18 protein-coding genes are annotated in these 15,373 nt (G+C 40.5%); 4 read left to right on the top strand and 14 right to left on the bottom strand.

Going from position 1 to position 15,373, the window contains the following annotated elements; genetic code table 11:
- The first annotated feature begins 12 nt into the window (after positions 1-12).
- Positions 13-1,278 (top strand): MFS transporter, encoded by a 1,266-nt coding sequence (locus MKY99_RS20080; RefSeq protein WP_339265979.1) that lies wholly within the window; start codon positions 13-15, stop codon positions 1,276-1,278.
- Between the two features lie 23 nt (positions 1,279-1,301).
- On the opposite strand, the gene MKY99_RS20085 is transcribed toward MKY99_RS20080, so the two are convergent.
- From MKY99_RS20085 to MKY99_RS20135, 11 genes are all read right to left on the bottom strand, one after another.
- Positions 1,302-2,054 (bottom strand): hypothetical protein, encoded by a 753-nt coding sequence (locus MKY99_RS20085; RefSeq protein ID WP_339265982.1) that lies wholly within the window; start codon positions 2,052-2,054, stop codon positions 1,302-1,304.
- On the bottom strand, positions 2,051-2,539 hold the full coding sequence (locus MKY99_RS20090) for a GNAT family N-acetyltransferase (protein WP_339265983.1): 489 nt from the start codon (positions 2,537-2,539) through the stop codon (positions 2,051-2,053). The genes MKY99_RS20085 and MKY99_RS20090 overlap by 4 nt, the downstream gene beginning before the upstream one ends.
- 14 nt (positions 2,540-2,553) lie before the next feature.
- The gene (locus tag MKY99_RS20095; protein ID WP_339265985.1) at positions 2,554-3,585 is read right to left on the bottom strand and encodes an aminoglycoside phosphotransferase family protein; all 1,032 of its coding nucleotides are present in this window, start codon (positions 3,583-3,585) and stop codon (positions 2,554-2,556) included.
- Between the two features lie 23 nt (positions 3,586-3,608).
- Positions 3,609-4,373: an ABC transporter ATP-binding protein gene (locus tag MKY99_RS20100; RefSeq protein ID WP_339265987.1), complete on the bottom strand. Its 765-nt coding sequence runs from the start codon at positions 4,371-4,373 to the stop codon at positions 3,609-3,611.
- 15 nt (positions 4,374-4,388) lie between these two features.
- Positions 4,389-6,728: an ABC transporter permease gene (locus MKY99_RS20105; RefSeq protein ID WP_339265989.1), complete on the bottom strand. Its 2,340-nt coding sequence runs from the start codon at positions 6,726-6,728 to the stop codon at positions 4,389-4,391.
- Positions 6,729-6,773: 45 nt separating this feature from the next.
- The gene (locus tag MKY99_RS20110; protein WP_339242482.1) at positions 6,774-7,397 is read right to left on the bottom strand and encodes a TetR/AcrR family transcriptional regulator; all 624 of its coding nucleotides are present in this window, start codon (positions 7,395-7,397) and stop codon (positions 6,774-6,776) included.
- Positions 7,398-7,549: 152 nt separating this feature from the next.
- Positions 7,550-7,702, bottom strand: coding sequence for a hypothetical protein (locus MKY99_RS20115; protein ID WP_339265992.1), 153 nt, complete (start codon positions 7,700-7,702; stop codon positions 7,550-7,552).
- 29 nt (positions 7,703-7,731) lie between these two features.
- The gene (locus MKY99_RS20120; RefSeq protein ID WP_339265994.1) at positions 7,732-8,505 is read right to left on the bottom strand and encodes a permease prefix domain 1-containing protein; all 774 of its coding nucleotides are present in this window, start codon (positions 8,503-8,505) and stop codon (positions 7,732-7,734) included.
- Between the two features lie 6 nt (positions 8,506-8,511).
- Positions 8,512-8,838 carry a PadR family transcriptional regulator gene (locus tag MKY99_RS20125; RefSeq protein ID WP_042189881.1) on the bottom strand — a complete coding sequence of 109 codons (327 nt, stop codon included), beginning with the start codon at positions 8,836-8,838 and terminating at the stop codon, positions 8,512-8,514.
- A gap of 155 nt (positions 8,839-8,993) precedes the next feature.
- Entirely contained in the window at positions 8,994-9,560 is a 567-nt protein-coding gene (locus tag MKY99_RS20130; protein ID WP_042189883.1) for a 5'-nucleotidase, read from the bottom strand.
- 407 nt (positions 9,561-9,967) lie between these two features.
- The gene (locus tag MKY99_RS20135; RefSeq protein WP_339265997.1) at positions 9,968-10,855 is read right to left on the bottom strand and encodes an aminoglycoside phosphotransferase family protein; all 888 of its coding nucleotides are present in this window, start codon (positions 10,853-10,855) and stop codon (positions 9,968-9,970) included.
- 119 nt (positions 10,856-10,974) lie between these two features.
- Between MKY99_RS20135 and MKY99_RS20140 the strand changes: the two genes are divergently transcribed.
- Positions 10,975-11,523 carry a MepB family protein gene (locus MKY99_RS20140; RefSeq protein ID WP_339265999.1) on the top strand — a complete coding sequence of 183 codons (549 nt, stop codon included), beginning with the start codon at positions 10,975-10,977 and terminating at the stop codon, positions 11,521-11,523.
- Here MKY99_RS20140 and MKY99_RS20145 read toward each other — a convergent pair.
- The gene (locus MKY99_RS20145) at positions 11,493-12,023 is read right to left on the bottom strand and encodes a peptidase M56 (RefSeq protein WP_339266000.1); all 531 of its coding nucleotides are present in this window, start codon (positions 12,021-12,023) and stop codon (positions 11,493-11,495) included. The two genes, MKY99_RS20140 and MKY99_RS20145, sit on opposite strands and share 31 nt — an antisense overlap.
- A gap of 107 nt (positions 12,024-12,130) precedes the next feature.
- On the opposite strand from MKY99_RS20145, the gene MKY99_RS20150 reads away from it, so the two are divergent.
- Complete coding sequence (locus MKY99_RS20150; protein WP_339266001.1) at positions 12,131-12,739, top strand: isoprenylcysteine carboxylmethyltransferase family protein; 609 nt, start codon at positions 12,131-12,133, stop codon at positions 12,737-12,739.
- A 128-nt stretch (positions 12,740-12,867) separates the two neighbouring features.
- Positions 12,868-14,133: an alkaline phosphatase gene (locus MKY99_RS20155; protein ID WP_339266002.1), complete on the top strand. Its 1,266-nt coding sequence runs from the start codon at positions 12,868-12,870 to the stop codon at positions 14,131-14,133.
- A 105-nt stretch (positions 14,134-14,238) separates the two neighbouring features.
- Here the strand turns inward: MKY99_RS20155 and MKY99_RS20160 are convergent, their stop codons facing one another.
- Both MKY99_RS20160 and MKY99_RS20165 read right to left on the bottom strand, forming a co-directional pair.
- Positions 14,239-14,769 carry a hypothetical protein gene (locus MKY99_RS20160; protein ID WP_339266003.1) on the bottom strand — a complete coding sequence of 177 codons (531 nt, stop codon included), beginning with the start codon at positions 14,767-14,769 and terminating at the stop codon, positions 14,239-14,241.
- Positions 14,770-14,793: 24 nt separating this feature from the next.
- Positions 14,794-15,312 (bottom strand): PadR family transcriptional regulator, encoded by a 519-nt coding sequence (locus tag MKY99_RS20165; RefSeq protein WP_339266004.1) that lies wholly within the window; start codon positions 15,310-15,312, stop codon positions 14,794-14,796.
- Positions 15,313-15,373: the final 61 nt, after the last annotated feature.

The raw sequence follows: 15,373 nt of genomic DNA on the forward strand, positions 1-15,373 counted from the left end.
GGAGAATTACCCATGACAGATCCTGTATTAGCAAAACATGCATCCACCACTGCTCAATCCTATCCAACCCTTTGGGGAAACCGGAGATTTATGCTGCTACTCAGCTCCTATTCCATTTCTTTGTTTGGAAACACCTTTCACAGCATTGCTTTAAGTTTATGGGTACTTCAGACGACCGGAAGCGCTAAAATGATTGCCATTATTACGATAATCAATCTATTGCTCAGTTCTTTACTCGGATCGATAGGAGGCACACTCGCAGACAGGATCAATCGCAGAACCATTATGTTAATCACTGATTTGATAAGCTGCGGTCTAGCAGGTACGCTTGCTCTGGCCATTTCCATGTCTTCTACATCATTCATTATCGTGGCCATATTAACGGGACTTACGACAGTCTCAGCATTATTCCAATCCCCTGCGTATCAAGCTTCAATTACCACTGTAGTTGGAAAAGAATATGTACAAAAAGCAGTCGGGATTCTGAACCTGTCGGAGAACATCTGTCGGACGATTGGTTATTCGGCTGGAGGTATTTTTGTAGCAAGTTTTGGAGCGGCAGATGCCATATTATTTGATGGAGCTACATTTTTCGTTTCCTTTCTACTAGTTCTTGCTGTCCGCTCCCTTCCACTCCCAAACCGAGTGAATACCGGACCTAAAGAAGAAAGAAAATTCACACAGGATCTTGCGGATGGCGTTCGTTATATTTGGAGATACCCCTTCGCCCGAGCAATAATCATCATGCTTCCTACGCTCACTTTGTTCTTTATGCCTTCACTGATGCTAACGCAAGTTATGGCCGTCAAAGTATGGAATTCTAGTCCCTTTCAGTTTGGACTCATGGAAGCCTGTATTCCTCTAGGTTATATGATTGGTTCCAGCATGATCTTGTTTCTCGGCTCCAAATTAAAGAATCGCGGCTTCTTTATCATGACTGGACTGCTATGTCTGGGTCCCCTGTACCTCCTGCTATCGTTCGTCACTACTGCTGCCTTAGCCATTCCCATCATTCTTCTTATTGGCTTTATGTTCTCATTCTGTACATTGCTGATAAATACCATCCTCAGGCTGGAAGTTTCGGAGGATATACAAGGTAGAGTCTTCGGTGTACTTGGGTCCATTATGAGTGTAGCACCCTCACTTGGTCTTACAGCCGTTTCATTCCTGTCCGATCACTTCAGTCCAGCCCCTGTCATGGGTTCCATCGGAGTCCTGCTACTACTATTTGCTTTATTAACCTTGACCAAGTTAAAGGTGATTCGAAATTATAAGTAATTTCAGAACATATCTTATGACCGTTATCGCCCGTTGTTCCTAATAACGCGCCTATTATGAAGCTCGATCAGTAATTGAACAACTATAATGATCAATAGAAAGATTCCCACGACACCTGTTAAAAATGGATAAATTAGAGGGAAAAATACACTTGGATAACTTTTAGTAATATCCGAATAGTAGCCCATACCCATAAGTGATGTACCCGAGAACTCGATAAGTTTCACCCCTAGATGATTGTCACTTCTTTGAGCATAACTCAGCACCTTTTCTTCTATACTGCCATCATGTGAGATCGTGATTATTTTCCATTTTCTCTTTTCCATCGGCTGACTATCATCTGTAAGTCTTTGGACTATATTAATTTCTTTCTCGCCAGTCTTTCGATCCGTAACAGTAAGGATATCTATCCATGAGAAATATCTGCTTCCTCGTTCCCGATTAGACAACCATATTTCATCAGGAGTTGAGATTTTTTGACCATTTAATAAAAACTGAACTTTCACAATATCTCCAGGCGGGACACTCTCCTCTTCATCCCAAAGGGTCAATTCTGCTTTCCTGCCTGTATTTTCTTCTTGGATCTTAATATGCTTATCATCAACCGTTAGTTCTTGAACGTTTAACGTGTTATACCCTTTCTCAGCATGGTTGATCTCATAACGCTGATTGATTTGATCTGAAATCATATACTCACGGATATAGTTGAACAATGGGCTGAAAGAAATCGCTAGCAAGAAAAATGAAATCACCGATAAATAAATTATTTTTTTCATAATGAATCCTTGTGAGCGATCGTCAGCTTGAAATTTTGTCTTGAGCCACCTTCGAGGCCATTTGGAACCCCATCCTGCAAAGGAAAGAAACCAAACTTCTGATAAAATCTTCTAGCAGGTTGGCCCTCTGGATGATCCTCACCAAAAGTAGTAACGAATATCTCTGCTGGGGTTTCGATACTTTCGATAATATAGTTAAGAAGTACTGTCGCTACACCCTTATTTCTCTCTATGGCTGAAACAGATAACCACCCAATCTTGTAATTAGGGGCATTGGATGAAGAGAATAACACAGCTCCAAGTAATCTTGAACCTGGCGAACCATTGTTTTCTCGTACACAAAAAGCGCTTTGTCGCCTGATATTTTTTTCTAACGCTAGAGTGAAATTCGGATCATCTACCATCGGCCCAAAAAGGGACTCCACCTCTGCCGCCAGCTCCAGCCATCCTCTTATATCCTCCATAGTAGCTTTTACTACATTCATATATAAGTTCTCCTTTAGTAGTCTTGGTTACACCATTCGATACACTGAGGAATAAAGCTATCATAGTCATTTAAAGCAGTGATTGTATTTATTACTTCACGGGTTCCAAGTTCTCTCTCTGTATCATCCGTACTCTCTATTCCAAGTGACCGTCTGATATTATAAGCTAACCATTCTAGCTTCCCATGAAAACCATAGTTGAGCACATCGGACCAGTTAGCATAAATCTCGCCGCCATGATCGCGGTATGCATTAATAAGCGTGCAGAAAGCATCTTTGCTTACACTTCCCGATTCAAAGCCTGACCAATAAAGGGCTACATCTATTAACTCTTGGGTTGGATGGATAGGTCCTGCTGCTTCCCAGTCAATAATAATGGGTATCTGATGCTCATCCCATAGTACATTTTTTTGATCTAAATCCCGATGGCTGATCACCATATGATTCAATAATTGTTCCGCTGAAGAATCTACAAGTTGTTCCCAATAATTTATTTGGTTCAGGTTATCTAATAGCAAGCTAGACCATTCCAAACCATCCTGTTTTGCTTTTAGTGCATATTCATTCCAACGAACAGTGGATGTATTTACTGCCTCAAGATTTTCATTAGGATGATGATCAAGAAGTGTAGCGAAATCGATCTTATGAATTTTAGCAAGGTTTTCGCCAATCTTTTTACAACACCCTATATTAATACCTCCTGATGGCAATGCCTTACCTTCGACCCATGGAAATAATAAATAGAATTGACCCTCGAATTCATGCATAAAACTATCATTGGATACGATGGCCGGTACTGCATTTATCCCATTTCGATAAGCCATATTTGCAACCTTTTCAGAAAGAATATAGTTGTACATAGCAGTATCCCGCTGCATAATTTGAGGATTTAAAGCTTTCACTGCATAGAGCGCTTTGTCCGTTTGTAGACGATACATTCTGTGCAGAAGACCACCTGTTACCTGTTCTGGTTCATTTTTTAAATGACCTAATCCGTATTTTACACATAGCATTTCGAAATTTAAGTTATAATTCAGATTTCCCATGTTATGTATCCCTTTCCTATCAATCAGAATCCCAACTTCAATAACCAAGCCGACAACTTCTCTTCCCGCTCTTTTAAGTCCCCATTTATGCGATTGAATTTACCAAGCCATTGCTCAGAAACTATGCTGCCATCCAGCATATACAGGACACGTTCTGCCTGAGCAGCGACTTTCGCATCATGCGTAGCCAGTAAAATCGTTGTACCCGTCTGATTAATATCTATTAATATCTCCATAATTTCACTAGCAGCTTTAGAGTTCAGTGCACCTGTTGGCTCATCACCAAATAGAATATCAGGCTCATTGATGATTGACCTGCAGATCGCTGCTCTTTGCAGTTGTCCACCCGACACTTGTGTAATATCACGCTCAGCGAGTGCGGAGATTCCGGTTTTTTTCATTAACTCAGCGGCTCTGTTATTGATGGTTCTACGACTAACGATTTTAGCTCGATAAGCGGATAAGATGATATTGTCCCGAATAGTCAGGTTTTTTAAAAGATGCATCTGCTGAAAAATAAATCCCATTTGATTTAAACGCAGTTCAGCTAATTCACTCTCAGAAAGACCACTGATGTCCTGCCCTTTAAAAACAACACTTCCTGAAGTCATCCGGTCCATGCCGCTGATCGTATAGAGCAATGTTGATTTCCCTGAGCCAGAAGGCCCCATTATAGCTACGAATTCTCCCTTTGATACCTGTAGATGAACATCTTTTAATACCGTCTGCGGGGTTCCTTGCCCGGTTACAAAGGTTTTATTTAAACCCTTCGTCTCTAATATGAACATACTACCACCTCACCCTCATTCGACAATCAGTTTAGATAAATTGGATTTCTTCATCGATATCGTGCTTACTACGGTTGTGAGTGCTACAATGAGCATGAAAAAAAGAGGGAGAACAAGATAAGCTATTACCGGATTAACTACAAACTGTATTTGGGATGCTCCCATAAAGGATCCGAGTAATTGAGTGAATTTTTGACCGATGGTATTAGCTGCAAAGGTTCCGAGAATGATTCCAAGACCAGAAACCAGTAGCAGCCTTACCTGATATTGCTTTCGAATATCTTCTAACGTAAAGCCAATGCTTCTCAAAATTGCAATTTGCGAGACGTCCTTCGCTAGCAGCATTTTTAGAAATAAAGCTGTAATCAATACTGAAATTGATATCGAGATAGCAATGGATAAGCCAGTGACCAGCTTTAATTGGCGAATCGTATTCCCGAGCGTCTGAGATAAATAGCTTTCTAGATGAGTAACTTTGGCTGGATAAAATAACTTTGCATATTGATCCATTTTCTCCTGAACGGAAACATTCGGATTCACATCTAAAGCTACGATATACCATAGCACGGACTTCGGGTCATACGGTAATCGGGCTTTTGCAGTTCGACCTCCATTCGTTATATCTTGGTAGATCCCGCTAACCGTCAATTTTTTCGAAGTGCCATCTACCTCCAAAAGAACGCTATCCCCTACCCTTTTGTTCCATTCCTTGGCATTCAGATCAGAAAGGGCAATCTCATCCCCACTTTCAGGGGTTCCTCCGTTAACATAAGTGAGCGGAAAAATAGAGAAATCTCCTGTTTCAACATTGATATTCTCCCATACGCCATCGCTGCCTTGCACTTTAAATCGAGAAGTAATTAATGGTGAGAATTTAGCTATATCGGAGTCCTTATTTAGCGTCGTTATCAGTTCATTAAATCGCTTCTCTATTTGATCAGATGGCTGCAAATCGATTCTCATGTCACTCTGACCTACACCCATATAAGAAATAAACCGAGGGGACTGAAGGGTATTCAATATATTCACTGGTACAAGAATGATAAACAGACAGATCACAAATACTAAGAATAGCAATCCGAACATGGTGAAGCGTCCATAAACATCCTTTAGGCCTAGAAAAACATTCACATTTATATGCCTGCGCTTACTCAGCACTACTCTACTTTTATTGCCTTTCAACTCCCCCACTTTCCCTGACCTTAAAGCCTCTACTACTGTTATACGATTAAACCTTCTAAGAATAACTCTGCAAAAGAATACAATCATGCCGAAGATCAAACCGACCGCTAAGACTGGAACAATAGGCTGAAGGATCGTTTTTGGAGCAGTCCCCAAGTACAAGGTGATATTCGCTGTAAACAATCGCACCACACCCAAAGATAATAAATATCCTAGCAGTGAAGCGCATGCTGCCATAACCATATATTTTGCCAAATAGATCCTTCTAATATCTCGCTGTGAAATCCCAATTGCTTTCATGACGCCAATCTCTCTATAATCCTCCTCTAAGGTCGCGATCATCGTAAACCTTAAACATAGGATGGCAATAATCATAAGAAGGATACTTACCAAAATAATGACAACTGCAATAATCCCATCTGTCAGCGCATTCAGCGTCTTAAACAAAGGATAGTCTATCATTGGTCCTTTACCGGGCATATCTGAGGATTGATAGGTATTTCGGAACTCGCTAAGTCTACTTAAATCGGTGATTTGAAATTCAATTAAGTACTCAACTTCTCCATGGTTCTTCTTAAGTACATTATAATCCGTGTCATTTACGACAAAGCGCTTAGAGCTAACAATAGCTGGATTCATTTGGATGTCTCGAACAAAATCCGTAACCATAAATTTTTGATCTAACTGTCCATTGGAAAGGGTAACCTGATCACCAATCTTCAGATCATTCTGCTTCATATAATAAATAGGAACTGCGATTTCTCCTTCAGCTACCCTAATCACTTGATTCTCTAAATTCAGCAGCAAATCAAATGATGGGTTTTGCTTAACAAAACCTATATCCATTACGCTGTTCTCTTCCGACTTATTGCTGTTACCCAAGACAATCTGCGAGCCATCTATCCTTAGCATTTCTACTGTTTGTTGATTCTTAACAAGTGGATTTGTTGAGGCGAATTTTTGAATACCTGCGTTATCTATTGGACCAGCATGCATTTGAACAAAATGGGGAGCCTTTGATTTATCCAGCAAATGACTTAAAGAACCGGTCAATTCCATAATGACTTGAGAAGCACAAGCAGCAAGCAAGGCCGATAACATCATAAAAATAATTAAGACGATCGTTATAATTTTATTTCTTTGAAAATCTTTTTTCACAATGTGTAGCAGCATTGACGATCTCTCCCCTACGTCTCATTCATCCTCCCTGCACGGACCTTACTCAAACATTTGCGTTACGTAGGAAAAGCTTCCTTTTTCAGCTCCCAACGTAGTCTCCATAATATAAATAAAGCTCTGAATTTTGAGAATGATCTCTTCCGGTTGCCACTTGAAAATCCCTTCATCCAATAGAAATTGTGAGGCGACCAACAGAAATTCCATCGTTTCTTTAGGATAAGGACAGTGGAACAAGCTCTCCTCGATTCCCTGCTCAATCACCTCTGTCAACACAGGTGTTAGCTTCAAAATAGTTTCAGCCAAGCTTTTCTGATGGATTAGTGCATTCTCAGCTTGATGAAACTGTTCAATCATGTGACCTTTTCTCTCCGAATCAGGTTTCTGTGCCATTATGATTTGTAGTAGCTTTTCATGTACGGAGAGCTTTGAATCAGCAGCAATGATCTTCGCAACGTCTACTCCAGCATCGATGAATCGTGTGACCACTGCTTCCATAACCTCCTCCTTCGACTTGAAATAATAGTAGAACGTGCCCTTGGCAATCCCGATCTCCTGCAAGATGTCGTTCACTGTAGTTCTCGCATAACCTTTCGTAAAAAAAAGCATTTCTGCCTTATCTAATATTTCATTTCTGCGTTCTTCCGCTTCTTTGGAAATTCTCATTTATTCTGAGTCCTCCTTTTTATAGACCGACCGTCGGTCTATTCCATTTAAATACATTTAATACATCATGTCAATGATGTTCCAGCAAATTGGACAAAAGAAAAAAGGTAACCTCCAAAGAATGAGGTTACCTTAATGTGCAGTCAGTATAATCAGGAGACATTTTTGCGCTTTAGAATATGATACACATTGCTGAACATACCGGACAGGATGCCAGCAATTGGGAATACAGCCCAGTTAACGTCCCATCGCCCATAGACAAAGCCCGTAAACAGAAAAATCGCCGTCGCCAACGGCCACAACACAGCCCTCTCACAAATTGTTCTTTTCCCTTCTACTTTGCATCGATATGTGGCTCATTCAGTAGCTTCGTATAAGTTTCTTGGATATTTCCATAATAGACGAACAAGAACACCGCAGTTGCTGCAATCACCAGAAAGGCAGAAACTCCATAAGCAGCGAAATCATCGTTGAAATACGAAGTTGCGAAGATAAAGGTCGGCGACAGCACACAAAGACAGACGCCCACAATCAAAGCAAGGCGATAAGTCGGAGCATAAAGGGCTTGACTGCGCTGAAGCGCCGTTTTGAGCGCATAAGGTAGCTGAAAGCCTTGCTCTAGACTTTCGAAGCGCTCGAGTTTCATGCCGCTATAAATGAACATCCCAACGGCCACAGCGACCAGCACGAACATTCCGACCATCCCCAGCATCGAACCTTTATCAGCCATATCAGCATTATTTTCAAACAATGTACTAAGAGTAATCAACAGCGCCACCCCGCATGCGCAGAGAAAAACACCGAGACCGGTCCATAATCCAGAGCTACGTTTAGCAGCCGCATAAGCATAAACCTCTTCTTCACTAAGCATGGGCACAGTCTTCTCCCGTCCGGTTGGACGGATGCCTAGCTCAGCAGTCAGCTCCTCAATATTGCCGAATTCCGAAATAACGATACCGATCGCCTCATTCTCAGACTTGCCATCCCGCTTCAGCTCCAGGTACTTATCTTCCATCCCGGACAGCAGCTCCTGCTTCAAATGCTCCAGTTCCGGAGTCTTCGGCAGACCCGCAAACATATTATCCAGATATACTATGATCGTCTCCATGCACTATCACCACTCCTTGATAAATTGGTTTACAACTTCCTGCGTAACCTTCCATTCCTCACATTTTTCTCGGTAATAGGCGAGACCCAGTGGGGTAATCCGGTAATATGTGCGCCGCTTGCCAAGACTCTCATCCAGATAAAAGGATTCAATGTATCCGTTCTTCTCCAGCCGGGTAAAGGCGGAATACAGCGTTGTCTCCTTCATGACATACTTCTCTTGAGTCAGCTGCCTGATATTCTTAGAAATCTCGTACCCGTAGGATTCCCCATCGAGCAGCATGTAGAGGATCATCGTATCATTGTAACCACGTATAACATCACTGCTGATCAAAAATGGTACCCCCTATGATTACTTCATCTGTCGTAGTAGTTGCAGTATACCATAATTACTACGACAGATGAAGTAGTTACGAAAAAATAGGCAAAAAAATCTAAAAAGCATAAAAAAAGAGAATTGCTCTATGTGAGCAACTCTCCTCAAATCAGTTAGTCTCTTGAATTTTCAAAAATCTGATCAATCTTCTCTTTCGCACCTTCCCAGGAGGTCAATAATGGAAATCCATATTGTTCACGAGCTCTCAAATTCCATGGATGCGGAATACAGAGTACTTTCCTTCCGTCCTGCAATGCAGGAACCAAGTTGTGAACCCCGTCATCGATCAGAAGATCATAATTAATAAGATTCTTTCGTTTGCATGGGAAGAAATTTTCGATGGGAATAAACGGCATATGCTTCTGCAGCCAGTTCCATTTTTCAACAACTGCATTGGGCTGGGCCGCCGTAACAATAATAACATCATAAGCATTGTGCAGCTTCTCCATTTCACCTACAACATGCTCGTCGAATAATTCAAGCTCCTCATATAAACCAGGCCGCCCATAGAATACATCTTGTGTACAATCTGGATGACGTAAATGATCCGTATTCCAATCAAGCATTTCCTCGTACTTCAGTACATGAGTGGGGAAATCATTGTTGTTATGGTATATAGCTCGTTTGACTAGATGGCATATCGTGTCATCCATATCAACTGCAATTATAGGCTTTCTCATCTGTGTCCCCCATATGTTTTTTTATATTACTATTTAAGTATACACAATATAATTACTGTTTTCGTCTTGAGTTAGTTAAATTTCAATTTAATGTTTTTTAAACGCCTCTACGCATCTTTGACAGATACAGGCTTTACCACTCAGTTCCAAAGGTACCCTTTCTAGTAGTTCTGCAGGAATTTCCGTATGAAAACACCAACAATCACCACTATTAGCACCACAATGATTTAATTCTTTACATAAAGGACAATACCGTTGTTCAATTTGTTTATTTTTTATTTCCAAAGCTTCTACTCCCCCATACGATTAAACATTTCACTTCTATTTACTTACCAAGCATAGGATTATTAAATTAAGCAAGCACAGCACTTCCTAGCATGCAATGAAGTCATTTCAAATTTTTCCCATCAATTCATTCCTTCTATAGATCTTTGCAATACCTCTATACTTTCCTGAAGAAATGCCTTATTGTTCTCAATCCCTCTGGTTTTACACCAAACTACCGCACTAAAAGCATCATAAAAATTATAAAACGGTATAATATTTTCGAGATCAGGTAAAGGACGAACCGATTCGTAGCCTTGCACATAAGGGAGCCGTGTTAGCGGGTTTACTTCCCAGACGTATCGGTTTATTTTTGTAAAATCAATTTCAGAGGAACCACCACGAGCGCTCTCGTAATCAATTATACCAACGACTTTATTATCTTTTATTAATATATTGCCTGGTCGAAAATCCATATGAACAACACAAGGCCCATCAGGTTCAGGTAACGCCGAATATACGCTATCAAAGTGAGTAATACATTTCTCAAATAAATCAGGATGAAGGAGTTCCTTACAAGGTTCTTTCCACTTTTCAAAATTATTTTTCAGGTATAATCTCCAGCTATTGTTCTCTACCATCTGAAAACCATCGGATCCATAACATCCATACGCTGGCATGGTAACTTTATGAAGCATGGCATGATAATTACCGATTTGAAACGCCAGACTCTGATCAATGTTACTCGTACAAGGCACCCCATCTATAGCGGAGAGAAGCAATGCACCGACACTTCTATTATCTCCGTCCCAGAAATCCAATACTTTTGGAACAGGTATAACACCCTTTAGTCTTTCAAGCATCTCAAATTCGCGAACCAGTTTATCCCTGTTGTATGGAATTTTCACGTATACGTTGTCTAGATTATTAAGAGTAAGTTTATACACTTCAGAACTAAACGACTCTGGAACAGACTCTATATTCAAAACACTCAGCTTAAAAATTTCAATTAATTTATGTATGGATTTCATACGACTACCTCCAGTCTCAAGGGAAAGGTGCTCTGTTCACGGTTGTGAACTCCCTATTCTTGCATTAAGATAGAGAACATTAGGAGTTTCTAAGGAACTCAACCGGGAGATTTGAACAGATGAAATTTAAGAATCACAGCTTTTCAGGTATCATTCATAGTGATCTGCTTGCTACCCAAGAGCTTGTATATAACCCGTGCAATCTTGATTGCTCTGACCTCATTCATGAACCACACAATGCTGATTATGGGGCGTATATATTTAATATAAACGTGCTATCCATTAGATTCCGTGTTGCAAAAATCACACCTACAAAGATCGGGCAGTTTGTCACGTTATGGGAGAGAATTGGAGATGGCCCCATCCAACCCTATGATATATCAGATCCTGCTGATCTCTTCGTTATAAGTACGCGCAATGAGAATCACTTTGGTCAATTTGTATTTCCAAAAGCTGTGCTAGGTAAACAAGATATATTATCCAATAAAGGTGAGGGTGGCAAAAGAGCACTACGAGTGTACCCCCCATGGGATAATCCCACGAGTCGTCAAGCTCAAAAAACACAAAAATGGCAGTTGGAATATTTCCTAGAAATACCGGTAATTAAGCCAGCAGACTTTCTTCGTGTGCAAACACTTTACGGTTTTCCAGTAAATCGAACAGTCTGACCTATGTCCTCCACATGCTTTATATCCGCCCATAAAATAAAATAATTGAACAAAGAATCTCCTATTTTCACCGCTTCTGGATATTTCAAAATAATAGCAGCCTGATGATTCCATTCCTCTTCCTGATCAGCAGAAGGCACAATCAATCGTGCTTTCTCTTCCGCTTTTAACCCCTCTAGTGTCAGTTCAATGATTTGTGGATCGGAGCCATAAGGCTTCAGTTGATGAAATGCATCCATGTTTGCTACTTCATCGATGGATAACCCCTCTCCAGAAATAGCGGATAATTGAAAAAATCCGTCGTTCCCCTGATACCTCTCAGCATATTCTGGATTTACTTCCCACTCGGAGGGATACTTCAAAGTGACCTTATACTCTTTTGAAGTATATGTTAACAACCCCGATGGCTTAACCAGCATTCCGATTCCAGTACTTACTAATGCAATAGCCGCAATAATCAGGACCCCTAACCACCATCTTTTATACGTTGACGTCTTCACATTATCCCCCTAAATCAATATTTAGTTGACATGCACAGCATCAGGAAATAAGATATAAGCAAACATATGAGCAGTCATTCATATGTATTGGTGAGGAGGAAATTACAATGAGTAATCTAAAAAATATCCTATCCCTAATTCTTTTCTCCATATTCCTTATTTCTTACCTTTTGAAGCTCCTTATACTTTACAAAAAGAACCACATTAAAGGAAACGTATTAGCTAAAGGAAATAAACGATCTATGATCCATTATACCGAGCTGTTCGTTAAGACTACTACTTTTGTGTGGGGAGCAGCGTGGTTTACGTTTTCCTTAGCGGAGTCATACATAGTTACACTAGTAGGAGAACATTTTAATCATCCGGCGATTCACTTTATCGGTGTTGGTGTAGTAGCCCTCGGATGTTTCATTTTCATACAAGCAATGATTGCCATGCGTACTTCGTGGAGAGTTGGGATTGATAAGTCTACTGTAACAAAACTCATCACGCACGGTATATATAAATTTAGTAGAAACGCCGCATTTGTCGGTTTTGATCTCATGTTTCTTGGATTGTATCTTATGTATCCAAATTCATTAACACTAATTATATTCTTTCTTAACATTGTAGCCATTCATTTACTTATTCTTCAGGAAGAGCAGCATTTAAAATCTGTATTCGGAGATGAATATATTCAATATTGTAATAATACACCTAGATATATTTTATTTTGAAATCTTGCCTACTGTAAATCCTATGCTTTCAAGCACGCTACAATTTACATTTTTTACAATATCCGAAAACATTCTCTTAATGTAATTACTATAGTATGAGGTTGTAAACATACATTAGGAGGGAAATTATGAAATCACCGAAAAAGTACGGCGTTAAGACGGCAATTGTAGCGACTGCAGCAACTGCTCTCTTCGTTTCCAACGTAGTCACTACACAAGCACCAAATCAGGCCAATGCAGCTTCATCAAACACAAGAAATGTGATTCTGTTTGTCGGTGACGGAATGGGTACTGCCCAGCGCAATGCCATCCGCCTAGCTACAGTAGGTGAAAAAGGAAATCTAGCGATGGATTCTATGCCATATGCTGGACTAATTCATACAAGCTCCACTGTCCCTGTTACAGATTCAGCTGCTTCAGCCACAGCCTATGCCAGCGGAGTCAAGACTTATAACGGTGCCATTGGGATGAATGCAGATAAAAAGTCCGTACAAACCATTATGGAATATGCAAAATCAGCAGGGAAATCTACAGGCGTTGTAACTACCAGCCAAATTACTGATGCTACAGGCGCCGCCTTTGGTGCTCATGTTGAAGATCGCTCCAAACAAAGTGATATCCCTCTGCAGCTTCTGACCAAGAGCAAAGTTGACGTTCTTCTCGGTGGAGGCGAAGACTTCTGGTATCCTGCTGGGAATCCAGGTAAGTTCGCAGATGAGCCAGCTGAAGATCCTTCAGAGAAGAGCAAAGGAACGCAAGGGAACCTTGTAGACAAAGCTAAACAGCTTGGATACTCCTACGTAACGAACAAAACCGATATGCAAAAGGCGAAAAGCGGCAAGCTTCTCGGGTTATTTGCAAATGAGGAAATGTTCCAGCAAAAGCCAGAGGGTGAAGGAGATATCTACAACCCGGTTGTATCCCTGCCTGAAATGACGAAAAAAGCGATAGACACGCTTGCAGCAAATAAAAAAGGATTTTTCCTGATGGTTGAAGAAGAAGGTACTGACGAATTTGCACACCAAAACAATGCCAAGATGACGATTAAAGCGGGACAAGAGTTAGATAAGTCCGTACAGATTGCCAAAGATTTCGCTAAAAAGAATCCGGATACCCTTGTCCTAGTTCTCGCCGACCATGAAACAGGTGGATTCTCTATTGAAGCCGTAGACGCTGAAGATGAATCAGGTGACGGCATTTCCAAAGAAGATGGTCCGTTTGCCATCGCTAACTCCAAACAGAATTTCGTTGTAGACTGGACGACTTCAGGTCATACAGCAGTGGATATTCCAATTACGGCCATGGGCAAAAACGCTCAGTTGTTTACAGGAGTATACGAAAATACCGAAGTATTCACTAAGGTTGCGCAAGCCATGGGCATTAAAGTGAAATAAAAAGATCGAACAACATAAAAGACTAGCCAGACTTTCTGGTTAGTCTTTTTGATTGATTAATCGCAATCCCGGGTTCTCCCTTATACACTATGATGATCTCCATACCTACTTAGCATCTGTTCGAATAACAAACGTGATTTCCTTAGTCTGGTCTAGCCACTCGCCTGTCAGTCGAAATCCCCGTATAATTGCCCCTGATTCATAATCCTTACTATCTGAACTAAGAAAAGCCGCCATATTCGAATCGAGCTTAAAATTAGCTGTCTTATCCGCCCATTCAACATTTACCGGCTCTGCTGTTTCTTTTTTATACTTTAAAGTACCATTATCTTTCAAAATATAATCTGTCAATTTGTAGCTGTTTGGGGCTGTATTGCTAAATTCGATTTCTATGATTTCTCCAAGCTTCACATAGGGAATTGAAACATCCGGTTCAGTCATAAGGCTTTGGAAAGATACATTAACTTCTTCTGAATTAGTGTTCCTTTCAAGTGGCTTTAAGACAGATTGAATGACTCTCCCCTTGGTTGTAACCGTTACTTCCTTAATTACAGAATCACTTGCCTGTTCTTGATCGCAGGCTGAAAAAATAAACAGGAGTACAAGACCAAGGGTTAATAAGTATACTTTTCTCAAGGAAAACCCCCTTCTTCATTTCAGTTACACCAGTTTATGGGAAAGCTCATGGATTAACTCTAGCTCATGTAATACCATACTTCGGGTATAAAAATATAGCTCTTCAGAGTAATCCAAATCTTCACCGTTCCCAACCACTAGGGATAACTGTTGTAAATGTTCCAGCTTCTCTTTCATGTAAGTCTCTCTGTAATCAAGTAATCTTCGGCGGGCTTCCTGATCCAGTAGCTCATAATAAGCAAGACGAATAGACCATTCATTATCAATACGAATAGTCTCCAGTGAAAATTCGTTCAAGCAGATATGAAACCGCTCCTCACCCTCGGCTGTGATGGAATACACATACCGTTTAGGCCGGTTTTCCTGCATTTCCGTTTTTTTAATCACCCAACCTCGCTTTTCAAACAATTTCAGCTTCGGATACAGCGAATTATTATTAACGATTTTATCGTTACTCATTACGAAAATGATATTTTTTTTAATCTCATAACCATGTTTTGACCCTTTCATTAATTGAGCCAGAATCAAGACTTCAATATCCATATTCATCCTCCGAACTACCGGACTTCATTTCCGGTCATTTTCTTATCTTACCTCAAGGACT

Origin of the sequence: Paenibacillus sp. FSL R5-0470 (assembly GCF_037975205.1) — a bacterium.
In the GTDB taxonomy this organism is placed as follows: Bacteria; Bacillota; Bacilli; order Paenibacillales; family Paenibacillaceae; genus Paenibacillus_AQ.

Excerpts from the sequence above, each read along its gene's own strand:
- MKY99_RS20080 (WP_339265979.1), top strand. The coding sequence starts at position 13 with ATGACAGATCCTGTATTAGCAAAACATGCATCCACCACTGCTCAATCC.
- MKY99_RS20085 (WP_339265982.1), bottom strand. The coding sequence starts at position 2,054 with ATGAAAAAAATAATTTATTTATCGGTGATTTCATTTTTCTTGCTAGCG.
- MKY99_RS20090 (WP_339265983.1), bottom strand. The coding sequence starts at position 2,539 with ATGAATGTAGTAAAAGCTACTATGGAGGATATAAGAGGATGGCTGGAG.
- MKY99_RS20095 (WP_339265985.1), bottom strand. The coding sequence starts at position 3,585 with ATGGGAAATCTGAATTATAACTTAAATTTCGAAATGCTATGTGTAAAA.
- MKY99_RS20100 (WP_339265987.1), bottom strand. The coding sequence starts at position 4,373 with ATGTTCATATTAGAGACGAAGGGTTTAAATAAAACCTTTGTAACCGGG.
- MKY99_RS20105 (WP_339265989.1), bottom strand. The coding sequence starts at position 6,728 with ATGCTGCTACACATTGTGAAAAAAGATTTTCAAAGAAATAAAATTATA.
- MKY99_RS20110 (WP_339242482.1), bottom strand. The coding sequence starts at position 7,397 with ATGAGAATTTCCAAAGAAGCGGAAGAACGCAGAAATGAAATATTAGAT.
- MKY99_RS20120 (WP_339265994.1), bottom strand. The coding sequence starts at position 8,505 with ATGGAGACGATCATAGTATATCTGGATAATATGTTTGCGGGTCTGCCG.
- MKY99_RS20130 (WP_042189883.1), bottom strand. The coding sequence starts at position 9,560 with ATGAGAAAGCCTATAATTGCAGTTGATATGGATGACACGATATGCCAT.
- MKY99_RS20135 (WP_339265997.1), bottom strand. The coding sequence starts at position 10,855 with ATGAAATCCATACATAAATTAATTGAAATTTTTAAGCTGAGTGTTTTG.
- MKY99_RS20140 (WP_339265999.1), top strand. The coding sequence starts at position 10,975 with ATGAAATTTAAGAATCACAGCTTTTCAGGTATCATTCATAGTGATCTG.
- MKY99_RS20150 (WP_339266001.1), top strand. The coding sequence starts at position 12,131 with ATGAGTAATCTAAAAAATATCCTATCCCTAATTCTTTTCTCCATATTC.
- MKY99_RS20155 (WP_339266002.1), top strand. The coding sequence starts at position 12,868 with ATGAAATCACCGAAAAAGTACGGCGTTAAGACGGCAATTGTAGCGACT.
- MKY99_RS20165 (WP_339266004.1), bottom strand. The coding sequence starts at position 15,312 with ATGGATATTGAAGTCTTGATTCTGGCTCAATTAATGAAAGGGTCAAAA.